At 64.1% G+C, this 13,964-nt stretch carries 17 protein-coding genes; 5 read left to right on the forward strand and 12 right to left on the reverse strand.

Annotated elements, in window-relative coordinates; translation table 11 throughout:
* Nucleotides 1–34: 34 nt before the first annotated feature.
* The 11 genes from BOQ54_RS04595 to BOQ54_RS04645 all read right to left on the reverse strand — a co-directional run bounded on the left by BOQ54_RS04595 (nt 35) and on the right by BOQ54_RS04645 (nt 8,528).
* Nucleotides 35–1,732: a relaxase/mobilization nuclease domain-containing protein gene (locus BOQ54_RS04595; protein ID WP_071923362.1), complete on the reverse strand. Its 1,698-nt coding sequence runs from the start codon at nt 1,730–1,732 to the stop codon at nt 35–37.
* Complete coding sequence (locus tag BOQ54_RS04600) at nt 1,722–2,273, reverse strand: plasmid mobilization protein (RefSeq protein ID WP_071923363.1); 552 nt, start codon at nt 2,271–2,273, stop codon at nt 1,722–1,724. The genes BOQ54_RS04595 and BOQ54_RS04600 overlap by 11 nt, the downstream gene beginning before the upstream one ends.
* A 499-nt stretch (nt 2,274–2,772) precedes the next feature.
* A complete protein-coding gene (locus BOQ54_RS04605) occupies nt 2,773–3,003 on the reverse strand; it encodes a hypothetical protein (protein ID WP_071923364.1) in 231 nt (76 codons plus the stop codon).
* Between the two features lie 567 nt (nt 3,004–3,570).
* Nucleotides 3,571–3,936 (reverse strand): phosphoglycerate kinase, encoded by a 366-nt coding sequence (locus BOQ54_RS04610; RefSeq protein ID WP_071923365.1) that lies wholly within the window; start codon nt 3,934–3,936, stop codon nt 3,571–3,573.
* A gap of 281 nt (nt 3,937–4,217) precedes the next feature.
* The gene (locus tag BOQ54_RS04615) at nt 4,218–4,727 is read right to left on the reverse strand and encodes a hypothetical protein (protein WP_071923366.1); all 510 of its coding nucleotides are present in this window, start codon (nt 4,725–4,727) and stop codon (nt 4,218–4,220) included.
* Between the two features lie 69 nt (nt 4,728–4,796).
* Nucleotides 4,797–5,090 (reverse strand): DUF736 domain-containing protein, encoded by a 294-nt coding sequence (locus BOQ54_RS04620; protein ID WP_023433005.1) that lies wholly within the window; start codon nt 5,088–5,090, stop codon nt 4,797–4,799.
* Nucleotides 5,091–5,598: 508 nt separating this feature from the next.
* Nucleotides 5,599–5,784, reverse strand: coding sequence for a hypothetical protein (locus BOQ54_RS04625; protein WP_071923367.1), 186 nt, complete (start codon nt 5,782–5,784; stop codon nt 5,599–5,601).
* Between the two features lie 19 nt (nt 5,785–5,803).
* The gene (locus tag BOQ54_RS04630) at nt 5,804–5,992 is read right to left on the reverse strand and encodes a hypothetical protein (RefSeq protein WP_145979726.1); all 189 of its coding nucleotides are present in this window, start codon (nt 5,990–5,992) and stop codon (nt 5,804–5,806) included.
* A gap of 81 nt (nt 5,993–6,073) precedes the next feature.
* The gene (locus BOQ54_RS04635) at nt 6,074–7,933 is read right to left on the reverse strand and encodes a ParB/RepB/Spo0J family partition protein (RefSeq protein WP_071923369.1); all 1,860 of its coding nucleotides are present in this window, start codon (nt 7,931–7,933) and stop codon (nt 6,074–6,076) included.
* A 56-nt stretch (nt 7,934–7,989) separates the two neighbouring features.
* On the reverse strand, nt 7,990–8,352 hold the full coding sequence (locus BOQ54_RS04640) for a DUF2958 domain-containing protein (protein ID WP_071923370.1): 363 nt from the start codon (nt 8,350–8,352) through the stop codon (nt 7,990–7,992).
* The gene (locus tag BOQ54_RS04645) at nt 8,349–8,528 is read right to left on the reverse strand and encodes a hypothetical protein (RefSeq protein ID WP_071923371.1); all 180 of its coding nucleotides are present in this window, start codon (nt 8,526–8,528) and stop codon (nt 8,349–8,351) included. The genes BOQ54_RS04640 and BOQ54_RS04645 overlap by 4 nt, the downstream gene beginning before the upstream one ends.
* A gap of 829 nt (nt 8,529–9,357) precedes the next feature.
* On the opposite strand from BOQ54_RS04645, the gene BOQ54_RS04650 reads away from it, so the two are divergent.
* Both BOQ54_RS04650 and BOQ54_RS19670 read left to right on the forward strand, forming a co-directional pair.
* A complete protein-coding gene (locus tag BOQ54_RS04650) occupies nt 9,358–9,942 on the forward strand; it encodes a hypothetical protein (protein ID WP_071923372.1) in 585 nt (194 codons plus the stop codon).
* A 41-nt stretch (nt 9,943–9,983) separates the two neighbouring features.
* A complete protein-coding gene (locus tag BOQ54_RS19670; RefSeq protein ID WP_145979727.1) occupies nt 9,984–10,691 on the forward strand; it encodes a hypothetical protein in 708 nt (235 codons plus the stop codon).
* A 40-nt stretch (nt 10,692–10,731) separates the two neighbouring features.
* Here BOQ54_RS19670 and BOQ54_RS19445 read toward each other — a convergent pair.
* A protein-coding gene (locus BOQ54_RS19445; RefSeq protein WP_145979701.1) for an IS5 family transposase occupies nt 10,732–11,498 on the reverse strand; the annotation gives its coding sequence in 2 pieces (ribosomal slippage) (nt 10,732–11,174 and nt 11,174–11,498; 768 coding nt in all).
* Between the two features lie 22 nt (nt 11,499–11,520).
* Here BOQ54_RS19445 and BOQ54_RS04665 point away from each other — a divergent pair.
* From BOQ54_RS04665 to BOQ54_RS04675, 3 genes are read left to right on the forward strand one after another with little or no spacing between them, the layout of a single operon-like run.
* On the forward strand, nt 11,521–11,994 hold the full coding sequence (locus BOQ54_RS04665; protein ID WP_071923373.1) for a recombinase family protein: 474 nt from the start codon (nt 11,521–11,523) through the stop codon (nt 11,992–11,994).
* Between the two features lie 49 nt (nt 11,995–12,043).
* The gene (locus tag BOQ54_RS04670; RefSeq protein WP_071923374.1) at nt 12,044–12,232 is read left to right on the forward strand and encodes a type II toxin-antitoxin system ParD family antitoxin; all 189 of its coding nucleotides are present in this window, start codon (nt 12,044–12,046) and stop codon (nt 12,230–12,232) included.
* Nucleotides 12,229–13,959, forward strand: a complete 1,731-nt coding sequence (locus BOQ54_RS04675) for a site-specific DNA-methyltransferase (protein WP_071923375.1) — start codon at nt 12,229–12,231, stop codon at nt 13,957–13,959. The genes BOQ54_RS04670 and BOQ54_RS04675 overlap by 4 nt, the downstream gene beginning before the upstream one ends.
* The last annotated feature ends 5 nt before the right edge of the window (nt 13,960–13,964 follow it).

The following is a 13,964-nucleotide window of genomic DNA, read 5'->3' on the forward strand; positions in this document are numbered from 1 at the left end:
CGTGCGCGAAAGCAAAAGCCTCTGATGCGGTACATCACTCATCGAACAGACTGAGATCAAGCCCGAACGCCCGGCCTCGCTCGCGCTTGCGCTCCCGTTCAAGGCGCTTTTCCTTCGCCACGCGCCAGGCGCGATGCAACTGCTCGCGCCGCTCGTCGGCAAGACGGCTGCGCTCGATAGCGCGTTCGGTCACGCGCGACAGTGCCCGCGCCCGCGCCTTGATCTTCTCCAGCATGGTCTCGCGCAGCATCTGCGGCGAGCCTGCGACATGCTGGAGAAGCTCGTATTCGCGCACGGCGAGTTTCACCCGCTGGCGGGCGCGCTCGATCTCGGCGCGGGTGTGTTCCAGCCGGTTCTTGGCGTCGCGCCAGCGCTGGCGGCGCTCGACGATGTAGCGGAAATACCGCTTGGCCTCCCGCCGGTCGGCCGTGCGGGTGTCGCCCAGCCGGATACCCCGCACCGCGCCGAGGATGAAGGGGTCCTTTTCGATCATCCGCTCGGCATCGCGGATGCCGAACTTCTCCTCCAGGTCATCCCAGAGCGCCCGCGCCTTTGCGGCGTCCCGATAGACCTTGCCCAGGATCTCGTCGAGGCTGCGGCTGCGCTTGCCGAGCCATGCCTCGTCCCGATGCACCTGCTTCTCGTTGAAGGCTTGCTGGCGCTCGGCATAGCGCACCTTGCCGGCGGCAGAACGGTATGATGCCTCGATCTGGCTCCAGTTACGGAACTCCATGTCGGCCTGGTCGAACCGGCGCACGGCGTCCTCGGCCGAACCGCGATCCGGCTCCTCGTCGAACATCCCCTCCACCGTCCGCCGTTCGGCCGGGGCCATGCCGCTGGTGTCGGGCGCGCGATCCTCCTTGCCCCGCTGCCGTTCGACGACGCGGGCGGCGCGGCGGGTCATGTGGTCGTCGAAGCTCTCGCCGTAGCGTTCCTCCAGCACATGGAAGCGCACGCCCTTGCCCATGTCGGAGAGCTTGGCGAAGCGCTCGCCGTCGGTGAGCACCAGGCCCTGCCCCTTGCGCTCCATGGTGATGCCCTTCGCGGCGAGCCGCTCGGCCAGGTCATCCCAGTCTCGGGCGCGGATGAAGTCGTCCTTCAGGCGGCGGCGCAGGTCGGTGACGGCATCCTTCTCGAAGGGGCGCTGCGCCTCGCGTTCCTCGCGCCGGGCGCGCCAGTATTCGGCATCGGTCGGAACCGGGCCGAAATCCTCTACCACCTCGCGGCCGAGCTGGCGCTCGTACTCGCGGTTGCGCAGGATGTTGAGCCCGTGTTCGCGCGCCAGTTCCTGCACGATGCCGGTGAGCCGCCGCCCGTCCTGATGGCGGTCATAGGCGATGTGCTTCGTTGGATGCACCCGGTTGACCAGGAAATGCAGGTGGGGGTGGTCGGTATCGGTATGGGAATAGACCAGGAGCTGGTGCTCGGTGAGCCCCATCCGTTCGATGACCTGCTGCGCCACGCGGCGCTTCAGCTCCGGCGTCACCTTGCCCGCCGCCGCGTCGTCGGGGTCGAAGGTGACGATAAAGTGGTAGGCCGGCTGGCGGCACCGCGCCGACTTCTGGGCGGTGGCGTCCATGACGGCCGCCGCCGAGCGCGGATCGTCGGTGTGCAGGTTGCGCCGTTCGACGAACTCCACCCGATCGGGCGACAGGCCCTGCACCCGCCCAGCGAGATAAAGGGCGGAAGCCCGGAAGCTCTCCGGCTGGCGGGCGGGCACCTTAAAGCGCATCCGGCCCGTCTCCCGGATCGGGCGCTCGGCTGCCCGCCTTGGGCGACTGCTTCACCGCCCGGTGGATTGGCTCCAGCACGCGGCGGAGGATGGAGAGGGTTTCCTCGACCTGTGCCGCGTCCAGCGGCTTGCCCATGTTGGCGCGCCGCGCCATGGCGTTGACCATGTGCCCGGCGCCGTTGATCGCCTCCAGGTGCTCCTCGATGAGGGGTGTCAGCTCGTGGCGGTCGGTCACCCGTTCGACCAGCTCGCCGCCGACATAGCGTGCCCATTGCGCGTAGGTCGCCTCGCCGGTCGCTTCCTCAAGCTGGGAGAGGTTCGTGGCGATGGACGACAGCTCGTAGAGCAGCGTCGCCATGACCCGGTCCTTGACCGGCTTCGGCTTCGGCCGCCGCCCCGTCAGGGTGGCGCGGGCATAGTCGGCGAGCGTGGCACCGGCCTCGGCCGCCCGGCGCCGCAGGTCGTGCATCTCGGTCGGAGAGAGCCGAAGGTTGAGGGTCTCGGAGCGCTTGCGCTGGGGATCGAGGGTTGGCCGTGCCATGGCTCAGATGCCCCCTGTCCCGGTCGCCTCGCAGAGCAAGATGAGTGTCGCTTGAGACCCCGTCAGGGGGTCGAATGCGGGCGCTGTTGGGTGGAGAAAACTCCCGCCGGGCCGGTCGGCGAAGCCGCGGCCGGTGTCGGGGCGGCAGCCTCGACGCGGGAGTTTTTGTAACACAACATCCATCTTGCCTACCCCCTGTGACACGAAAACCCTCCCCCGCTTATGGGGTCGGTCCACAGGGTGGAGTGGATTCGGACTGACAGGTCAGACACTTAATGCCAGTGATGGATAACGCAATACTAACCGCAATCGCCCTTCTCCACAAGCCACAACACCTACCCACAGCCACCAACAACAGCAGCCGCCGAAACCCAGCACAGCGCAAGCGGGCGGTCGGCGGCGCGTCAGCGCCGTCGTGGCCGCTCGAACACTGCCGACGGACAGGCATGCGAAAACCCCGCCGGGTCGCCCCGACGGGGTTCGCTCGGGCCGCTGTCGGTCAGGCGGCGTGGAACCAGTGCTCGCGCGCGTCGAACGGGCGGCGGGTGTCGATGATGCTCATGACGCAGCCGTTCGGGCTGAGGCCGCGCTCGAAAGCGGCGAGCACCGTGGCGTAGTCGTCGTCGGCCAGATCGGCGCCGGTCTCGATGAGGTGCAGGTCCTCCACGGTGATCAGGAACTCGTCCCAGGTCAGCTCGTAGTCGGTGTCGATGGTGTGCAGGGTGTTCATGGTTTGCCTCCTTCCGTTACTGTGGCCGCGACCGCGGCCTTCCATGGGCAACGTGAGGCGTCGGCAAGGGCGTCCAGCCGCACCCGAAGGGCGAAGCGCAGCGGCAGACGGCGAGGCCCGTCTTTCTTGGAGCGCAGCGACCGCGAGGAAGGCGCCAGCGGCGCCGGGGAAGAAAGTCGGGCAGCGCCGTTGCGGCGGACGCCGCCGACGCCAGTTTGCCCAGTTGGAAGGCCCGCATCGGTCGCGTGCCTCGGAAGGTGGCGAGCCCGGCCCTGCATGCCTGACCGCCGACCTGCTGATCGTGAGGATGTCAGCCGCCGGGGTGACCGTCGCCGCCATAAGACCCGTGTCGGCCGACCGACGCCTGTGCCGGGGCCAGCTCGCCACGTCGCGCCTCGCCGCCGCCGCTCGTCAAAAGCAGCGTCGCGCCAGCGGAGCCCGATGGGAGCCGCCCACGTCTGACCGCATGACGCACCGGCCAGCCGACCTCGCGTCCGTCGAGGGGATACTGGCGGAAAACGCGGTCGAGGCCGCCCTTGGCGAGGGCGGCCTCGTTTCGAGCGGCGCTTACCACCACGAGGTGTAGAACACCGTCTTCCCTTCGGCGAGGGCTGCGCGGGCTTTCTCGATGAAAGCCAAGTCGCCCTCGGTCTCGCTGCCATTGGACTCGCCGAAGAAGAAGCCTTCGGTAAAGGGAAGCGCGTTCGCGCGGGTGTCGGCCTCCAGCCGGTCCAGGTCCTCGGCCGTCAGCGCGACGTTGACGCAGTTGAAGTCGGCGTCCGTGCCGCCCTTGGCGCGATAGAGCTGTTCCATCCAGCCATGCAGGTTGGGGTGCTTCCGCCAGTAGGCGAGTTCGGTGGCGGTCTCGGTGGTGAAGTCCACGGCGGCCACGACGGGCTCGACGGTGGTGAAGGCGTACATATCCAGTCCCATGATGATCTCCTTTCGGTCGTTGGTTGCGCGTCCTGACGGACGCGACCGAAAGGGCGGGCGGCATGAGCTGCCGCCGTCCTGACCAACACGGGCGGGCTTGCCCGCCGGCGCGGGCAGGTCATGGACGGCAAGGCGCCGCCTGCCAGGGACGCGGAACCTCCAAAGGACGGGCAACCGACCGGAAGGAATCGGGACTGGATGCCTGCGCCCTCCGCCGAAGAGCTACCGATGGGACACGGGAAAAGCCCCCGCCGCCGAAGCGTCGGGGGCGGAAGGCACCGTCAGTCGAGGCGGATGTCGAGCTGACCGTCGCCCTGCCAAGGGCGCTCGGTGATGAGGTAGCCAAGGCGGTTGACGGAGTGGCAGCCGGACAGAAGGTAGAGGCCGTCGTCATCATCGCTGCTGACGAGCGTCCAGACGCAGGCAGGGTCGGCGGCGGCGATGGCATCGAGTTCGGGGCCGAAGGTCTCGAACATGCGGCCGTCGAACGGCGCGTCCGTACGCACGGTGTTGCGGACGGGGCGATAGGCGTCTCGCCAGTCGTCGTAGCTGAGAGCGGGCGCGGGCGGCGTCGGCTCGGGGTCGGCGGCTTCTCGGTCAAGCTCCTGAAGGGCGAGCTTGAAGCCGGTTGCGATGCCGTCGGCTTCCTTCCACGCATCCCAGTCGTCGGGGTCGTCGCTGTCCTCGGCGGCGGCGAGGTGGCGGTCGGCGTCTTCGGCGAGGCGTGCGGCCTCGGCGTGCAGGCGTTGCAGATGGATGTCGGTCAAAGTGATCATGTCGAAATCGTCCATTCGTTAAATCGTCAAACTATCGGGGGAGGCAGCGCCGCCAGCCTCATCGGCGGGCGGCGTCGCCTGCGGTCAGCGGCTCCAGATGAGGGCGAAGCCTTTGTCCTGCTCGACCAGGTTGGCGTAGATCGGGGCGGCGAAGCTCGGGTCGTCCAGCTTGACCGAGATGTACTCGTTGCCGCCCTTGGAGGTGCGGTGCCAGGCCGCGCCGATTTCGACGGCGCCCGCCTTGACGCGGAAGTCGGGGGCGGCGTCTGCGGTTTTCTCGACGCTGGTGATCGCGACCTTGGTGGCCTTGACGCCGAGGGTCTGGATGGTGCCGGTGAAGCCGCTGTCGGTCTTGGTGAAGGTGCCGATGGTTGCCATGATGTAAGTCTCCTGTGTTTGGTTCTGGCGGTCGCGCCCATCGCGACCTTTCCATGGCCCATGAGAGAGACCGTCGAAGCACGGACCCGCACCCCAAGAGGCGCGGAGGGGCGAAGCCCCGACCGGGACACGAAGCGGGCCGAACGCAGTGGGAGACGGCAAGCGGGCTGTTTCTTGAAGCGCAGTGTCCGCGAGGAATGCGGCGAAGCCGCAGGGGAAGAAACTGACCGTGCGCCGTTGCGGGGACGGGCGACGGGCTCAGATGTGGCCATGAGAGGAAAGGACGCAGTTGGGCGGCTGATCCGCGCCAAACAGAGGCAAGACGCGCTGGCGACCTCGGCCCCCTTCACGTGACACGCGGCCAATCGGCCTCCGTCCCCTCACGGCCTCCGGCCAGATCGCAACCCCTGCGCACCGAGAAAACGCCCCGCCCCCTGACGGAAGCGAGGCGGCGCTGTGGGTCGGTGTTTGGCCGCACCGTCCTCGATGCGGAACACGGGATCTTCGGTCAGCGGGGATTCGACCCACTTCGGATCGCTCTGAAAATCCAACCAAGGATGAGCAGGACGTAGAACAGCCCCAAGGCTGCCAGCGGGACGACGACCAGCACCGCGATGAAGGCGTCGGCGCTGCCGGTTCGGGTGCTGACGAAGGCGGCGAGGATGATGAGCGCGAGGGTCACGATGATCGGCATGGCGATGGCTCCTCGACCGTTAGGGCGACGGCGGCGGGCCACGGAACGCAGCCAGCAGCTTGCCGATGATCCAGAGAACGATGGCCGTGACGGGCACGACGAAGGGCACGGCGACGATCGTCCAGAGGAAGTTCTCGGGATTGCCCGTGACGTGGGCGATGTAGGCGGCGAGGACAAAGAGCGCGAGCGCGCCAAGGATGGTGGGCATGGGGCACCTGTCGGAATAGCGAATGGACGAATTGAGGAAAGGACGAAGCCCGCCCGTCATGGGCGGGCTTCGCTGGACGGGTCAGGCCGCGCGGGCGGGCTGCACGTCCTCGGCGACGGCGGGCGTGGGGAAACCGTCGCCATCCGCATCATCGGCCTCGACCTCGGACACTTCCTCGAACACTTCCTCGGCCTCGGCCATGTCGCCGCCCTCCACCGCGACCCCGCCGAAGCGCATGGCCTCGGGCAGCCACGCATTGGCGCGGGCTTTCAGGTCGGCGGCGATCAGCTTGTCATCGGCGGCGCAGCGCTCGAAGTGACGGGCAAGGGCAGCGGCCAGCTGCGTCTTGTTGTAGTCCTTGAGCGCCCCGAGGCGGGTCACCGCGCCCGTCTCCTTGGCGATGGCCTCCAGCTGATCCTTGCGGCGGCGCGTGAGGAACGCCTCGTCGGGGCACCAGTGATCCCGCATCGACACCCCGAGATCGCTGGCCACGCGATTGAACAGGCTCGCGCCCGCGTCGAGCGCGTCCATGCTGCCCTGACCGAAGGTCAGCGTGGTCAGAAGCAGATGCAGCGCATCGAGCGCGGCATCATCGAGGGCGGTCACGGCCTCGTAGAGCGCCAGCGGCTCCTTCTGGGGACGCAAGAGCGTCTCCCATGCCCCGCGGTCGGGCGCGGGATAGCGGCTGGTGAGCGTAGCGGCGATGTCGAGCGCCTCCATCACCGCCTGCGCCACCCCTTCGACCTTTCCGTAGGTCTCGGGCTGGGTATCCTCGCCCGCGAAATACCCCAGCGCGGGATGGGCATCGAGGCGCGCCCGCGCCGTCCCGTCACAGGCGTTCAGCATCGTCACCACGGCCACCTCCCGCGCCTTGCGGGGGTTGGCCAGAAGCCCCGCCATGACGGCGAGCGACTTGTGGGCGGCGACCATGCGGATGACCGCGCCCGTATATTCGGGCTTCTCCTTGGGCGCGGCGGGATGGTCGGCGGTCTCTTCCGCCACGCTCGGGCGCACCTCGCGGCGCACAAGCCCTTCCCGCACCTCGACACGGCCTGACGGCTTGAAGTGGATCACCACGCCGCCCGTCTCGCCCTCTTCCGCGTCGGCCTCCCGATACTGCCACCATGCGGCGTAGTTCTCGGTCAGGATGTCCACGAAGGCGGCACCCGCCTCGCGGTGATGCGCGGCCAGCGCCTCCACGGCCTCGGCCTGCAAACGGTGGAACTGCTCGGCATCGTCGAAGACGGTCGCGTCCTCCTCGGCGAACAGGTCGGACGTGGTCGTGCCCTCGTAGCGTTCCAGCGGAAAGATCGCCAAGGACAGGGCGGGCTTCTCGCCCGTCAGCCAGTCGCGGATGTCGTCGGCATCGTAGCGATAGCCGCTGTCCAGCCGTTCGATGACGGCGCGCTGCTGCTCGGCACTGCCCAGCGTCAGCGCCTCGGCGGCGGCAAGGGAAATCTCGCCGTTCCGCACAAGCGCCTTCACCTCGTCGGTAAGGCTCGCCAGCGCCACACGGCGCTTGACGGTCAGCACCGACACGCCCGCTTTCGCGGCCACGTCTTCGAGGCGCGCGCCCTGCCCCAAGAGAAGGGCGAAGGCTTCGGCCTCGTCCATCGGGGGCAGTTGCTCGCGCTGGATGTTCTCGACGGTTGCCAGACGCAATGCGTCGGCCTCGGTCAAATCAGCGCGCACCTCGACGGGCACGGGATAGTCCTTCCCGATGTCGCCGCGCTCGACCAACAGGGCGAGCGCGCGCCAGCGCCGTTCGCCCGAAACGATGCGGAACTTCCGGCCGTCCTTGCGCACGACAAGGTTTTGCAGAAGGCCGTCCGCCTTGATCGAGGCGGCAAGCCCCTCGATGGCGGCGGCGTCGATGCTGCGGCGGGGATTGGCGCCCTCGGTCAGGGCGAGTTTCGAGAAGGGGATGGTTTCGATGGTCATGGGTTCGGTTCCTTTCGATTGGGTAAGCGCCCGCGCCGTGACGCGGGCGCGGGATGTCAGGCGCTGATACGCCCGTGTTCGTTCGCCTCGGCGGCGTAGGCCGTCAGGCTCTTGGTCGGCTTGAAGTGGAGGTCGCGCTCGATGGCCAGCCCAGCGGGGCCACGGATGGCGGCAAGTTCCGACAGGCGCACGCTGCCCAGTTCAGGGCATCCGAAGCCGAGGTCACACAGGCCGAAGGCGATATCCTCGTCCTCGGGGTCGATCTCCGTCAGAAGCCACGTCGCGGCTCCCCACGGGCAGAACAGCTTCACCACAGGCCAGAAGTCCTGGGTGTTGCCGTCATCGGCCATGCTCTCGGCATTGGCGCGACCATTGGCCAGCATGCGCGCACGCTGGCAGTCCGTGAGAAGCGGCATCATTGCGCGGCCTCCCGTCCGTCATGGTCGGTCAGGCGCATCGTGTCGGTCACCGCGCAGATGGCGGCGGCGGGCTGGCCGTCCGCGAAGCAGGAGAACAGGGCGAAGTTGGCATATTCGCCGCTGGTCAGCGCCTCGAAGGCGCTGCGATGGTCTGGTGTGATGTTGGTCTGGCTCATGGCCGAAGTCCTCCGTTCAGTCGTTCAAGGCTGCGAAGGACACCCACGCCCCGCGCATTACCCTCTGCCCAGCGGCGAGCGACGACAGACGGTGGCGTGCGAGGACGTGCTTGGATTGAACCTGGCGGCGGCGCGCCGACATCCGACGGGCTCCAAGGAAGCCGCCCCGTCAGGGGGCATCCGGCCAACACGGGAGGGCGGCGTCAGCCGCCCGAATGGAGCGGGCAGGCCGGACGGCGACCTTGGGCAAGCTCGGCGGGGTCGGCACAAGCTGGCAGAAGAGGGTATCGCGCCAAGGCGCGATCAGAAGATCAACTCCGGCCGAAGGGCCGTCCGCTGCCGCCGCATCGGGCAGCGTCAGCGCGGGTCCCGGTGCGGCGGCGACGGGGCGTTGCGGGGTGAAATCCCGCTTGAAAGGGGTGTGCCGAAGACTGTTTGGCTGAGGCCAGGGGAAAGGCTTTTCTCCACAATATCAATCTCTCCATTGAGACCTTAACATTTGCTACCCGTCTGCACTATTTTCTTGAACACTCTTATAATTTGGACGAATATTCATATTATGTAACAATTATAACGTCCCATTAAAGGCTTCCTTGATGCATGATCTTCTGTGCGCAATTACGAAGAACAAAGCGGCACTTTTCTATGGCCTCATTTCCGGCATGACACTTATATCCATATGGATCGCGCAGGTTTATTTCCTTTTCCGCGCGTAGATGTCAGCCAATTTTTGTTCCGCACCACATAATAATAAATAAATTAAATAATTTCGGGGATTTGCTTAATGCTTCAGAACGTAAACTCTACACTGAAAACCCAGAGAGGCGCGATGTTCGGGCTCGATGCCCGTGTGGCACTGGCGATTTTCGGCGGTTTGTCCGCAATCGCAGGGACGGCCGTTTTCTCCGCGGTTCGCGACACGCGCGTGACTGGCGTCCTGACAGAGTTCGACAACATCTCGAAGGGCTATATCAACTTTGTCTTCGACACAGGCGTGGACATCACTCAAGACGCCAACGTAACGCCCGGCGTGGACGGCGGTACCGGAACCGCCGGTTTCAAGAACTTATACCGGAATGCCAACAACACGCTTAACTGGAACGGGCCGTACATCACGATCGCCACGAACCTTCATCCCGCCGGATACGGACAATTCGCTCTGCGTGACGGGCGCATCGACGGCACCTGGACGGCACCTCCCGGCACGAACCCGGCAGGCTCGATTGGTGGCAAGTGGCTCACACTTTCAGCCGTTCCATGTGAGATCGCAGGTGACCTGAAGCGAAAGATCGACGGCCAGAACGCCGACGGGACCCCGGCTCTGCCGAATGACAACGGCAACTTCCGGTACGCCGCGTGCACACCCGGAAATACGGTGCTCGTCTCGTATCTGATTTCGCGTCTCCGCGGCTAAGGGAGGACGGTTAACATGAACAGCCGGAAGTCCCGCTTCACATGACACGCCTCAACGCTTTGCTCTCTTCGCTCCTCCTCAGCGGAATGTGCGTGGACGCTCTTGCCCAGAACAAGTTCTTCTCCTCTCCGTCCCGCGGAGGCGCAGAGGGAGCGAGACAAAACGCACAATTGAATGCGCTTCAGGGTGAGTTGGAACGGATGAACACCTGCACATCCGCTGGACTCATTTACGCACCAACTCATCCTTCAGCCGACGAAAATGGCTGCGCCTCTGAAATGGGCGAGCGTCAAATAGATGGCAGTATTTCCGTTATCGGATCTGTTCATATCGGACAAGATAATCGACCCTGCCTTTCTGGCGACGAAGGAAGGGTTAGATACAGCAAGATCAACTCACTTCTCGAATTCTGCGACGGCGCAGAATGGAGGGCGATAAGTTCGGATAGCGGCGGCGTTTCGCTTACACCCTATCAAAACTTAAACGTTGATCAAAACTACACCGCCGATACTGATGGAATCATTCATGTCACCATCTACTCAAACTCAGGGGGTGGAAATTGGTGCATGATTCGCGTTTTTGTCAACGAAGTAAGAATGGCAATAGCAGTCGGGAACGGCGGCTCAGTCTGGGAGTCTTCGACTGCTTTAGCAGTTCAGAAAGGAAGTACTTACAGATTGCAGCGTCTCAGCGGAGGAAGCGGCTGCAATCTCACGAACGAGAAGCTCGTTTGGGTCGGCTTGCAATAGGGCGAGGGCTTATTCGTTACCTCAAGGCGGAAGTGCCGTCCTAGGCCGTAGACTCATAACCGCGTAGCCAGATGCGGATGGACGCGAGCTTCACGGCGGCGAGGAAGTTTTCCGCCGTCTTGTCGAAGCGGGTGGCGATACGGCGGAAGTGTTTGATCTTGTTGAAGAAGCGCTCGACGAGGTTGCGCGCCTTGTAGAGGTGCCTGGAGAAGCAGATCGGGTCCTTGCGGTTGCGCTTGGGCGGGATGTTCGCCCATGCGTTCCGCTCGGCGACGGCAGCGCGCAGGTCGTTGGCGTCGTATCCCTTGTCGGCCAGCAGCATTGAGCCCGGCGCGAGATGCCCGATCAGGTCTTTGGCACTCGCGAGGTCGCTGGCTTGGCCTGCCGTGAGCTTGAGGAGGATCGGCCTGCCTCGGCTGTCGACGAGCGCGTGGAGCTTGGTCGTGAGCCCGCCTCGGGAGCGACCCAGACATCGATCGACACCCCCCTTTTTGCCGTCGCCCCGTGCTGGTGGACGCGGACGACAGAGGTGTCGATCATCTGCACGTCACCATCGTAAGCCCTTGTGATCGCGTCCATGAGCCGATCCCAGACGCCCGCCTTCCGCCATCGGTTGAAGCGGTTGTAGATCGTGGTCGGCGGCCCGTAGCGCGCCGGCATGTCCGCCCACGGCGCGCCGGAGCGCAGGCACCAGAAGATGCCATTGAGAACCCGCCGGTCATCCACGCGAGGCACGCCCCGCGACTTGTTGGGAAGGTGAGGCCGGATCGCCTCCCATTCGAAATCCGTCAGATCGTAGCGGCCCATCGCAAAGCTCCCGAAAAGGAGCTTGAATCACAATTGCTACCGTCAGGGAACCCAGAGCCGTTTATGGGTTTACGGCCTAGATACCGTCGGACAGGGCGACATCGTCATCGTCTGGAAGCTCGACCGCCTCTCCCGTTCCCTCATGGACCTTCTCCGCATCATGGATCGGCTCGATAAGGCTGGTGCCGGGTTCCGTTCGCTCACTGAGGCCATCGACACCACGACGCCAGCGGGCCGCATGATGATGCAGATGCTCGGCAGCGTGGCGGAGTTCGAGCGGGCAATGATCCGCGAGCGTACCCGCGCGGGACTGGCACATGCGAAGGCGCAAGGACGGAGACTCGGCCGCCGCCGCTCCATCAACAGGGATCAGCGTCGCAAGGCGATCCGTTGGATCGCCGAGGGGCAAACGCAGGCGGAAATCGCAAGGACGTTCGGCGTTCACCGTTCGACGATATCGCGGCTTCTCGCATCCGGCCTCGATAACAAAGATTGACAATCCCTGTGACTCGACCGATCCTGATCCGGTCAGGGGAGGGCCTTGCATGAACGTGTCGCTGACGCCGCAGCTCGAAGAGTTCGTGCGGCGGAAGGTCGAATCCGGCCTCTACAACAACGCCAGCGAAGTCATCCGCGAGGGTTTGCGGCTCTTGATCGAGCGCGACGCGGCGAAGGAGCGGGACAAGGCCGACGATGCTTCCCCGCGCGAAACGAATACCGAGGGGCGGAAATGACCGAGCTGAATTTCAAGGGCAAGGAGTTTGTCTACAATCACCATCTGGCCGTGCCCTTCCGCCCGCTCGTGCCGCATGCGGACAAGGGGATCGGGCCCGTTTCCCTCGACGGCAACCTGATCATCCATGGCGACAACCTGCATGCGCTGAAGGCGCTGCTGCCGCTCTACGCGGGCAAGGTGGACTGTGTCTACATCGACCCGCCCTACAACACAGGCAAGAGCGACTGGTCATACAATGATCAAGTCAACTCTCCGATGATTAAGGAGTGGCTGAACAGTAACCCCATCACTGTGGATGACACACTACGGCACGACAAATGGGCATGTATGATGTGGCCGCGCCTCCAGTTGTTGCGCGAGCTAATGAAACCAGGGGCGGTAATTTTCGCGAGCATTGATGACAACGAGGTCGCACTATTCAAGCATCTTTTGCATGCAGTTTTTGGGGACAACAATAGCCCACAGACAAACCCACACTTAGGGACGATCGTTTGGAAAAACGCAACAGACAACAATCCAACAAATATCGCTACAGAGCATGAGTATATTCATGTTTTCTGTTTACAGCGCGGCGATGTTGTGCCGATCTGGAACTCTCCTTGGTCGGACTTGAAGGAGCATCTTCTCGTAAAGGAATCTGATCTGCTCGGTCAAAACCTATCTGCCGAGCAGCTTTCAGAAAAGTACGCTAATTGGTTTCGGCAGCATAAGTCGCAGCTCGGTCCTTTGCAGGAGTACAATCAGATCGATAGTGGAGGAATATTCACTGCATCGAGAAGCGTCCATAACCCAGGACGCGAAGGATATCGGTGGGATTTGATGAACCCCAAAACTGGGAAGTTGGTCCCGCAACCACTTATGGGATACCGCTTTCCGGAAGAAACCCGCGACGAGCTTCTGGCGCAAGACCGTATTATTTTCAGCGATGATCCGGATCAACTTATCCGGATTAAGATCTATCTAAAAGACTACAAGGAGAAGATGCCGGGAATTGTAGAGATCGACGGTCGTCGTGGCGCTAACGAGCTAAAGAAAATATTCCCGGAATCAAAGCAGGCGTTTAAAAACCCAAAGACCTTCACGCTCATTGAATGGCTCTTATCGTTCACCGCTGGTCCGGATGCGGTAGTTCTGGATTCCTTTGCTGGCTCTGGCACGACAGCGCATGCAGTGATGAAGCTGAATCAGCGCGACGGCGGCAATCGTCGGTTCATTCTTGTTGAGTGCGAGGATTACGCCGACCACCTTACAGCGGAGCGCGTTCGTCGCCTAATTAAAGGCGTGCCCGCTTCCAAGGACGACGAGTATAGATCGGGACTTGGCGGCAAATTCACCTATTGCACCCTTGGCGATCCCGTGGAGCTGGACAAGGTTCTGAGTGGCGAGACGCTGCCGCCCTACGCCGGACTTGGCGCGGCGCTGTTCCACATGGCGACCAATCGGGCGCTCGAGCCCGCGGCCGTGCGCGAGGACGACTTCTATCTCGGGGCGACAGAGGGCCAGCATGTCTGGCTAATCTACAAGCCCGATCTGGAATGGCTGAAGACGCCGGAGGCCGCGCTGACCCTGTCGCGAGCCAAGGCGTTCGCCGCCACCGACCCGGACAGGCGGCACCTGGTCTTCGCCCCGGCCCGCTATGTCAGCCAGAAGATGCTGGCCGAGCACAATATCCCGGTCGAGTTCGTGCCGCTGCCCTTCGCCCTCTATCGCATCGACCGGAGCTGAGCGCC

Source organism: Chelatococcus daeguensis, from assembly GCF_001887265.1.
GTDB lineage: Bacteria > Pseudomonadota > Alphaproteobacteria > Rhizobiales > Beijerinckiaceae > Chelatococcus_A > Chelatococcus_A sambhunathii.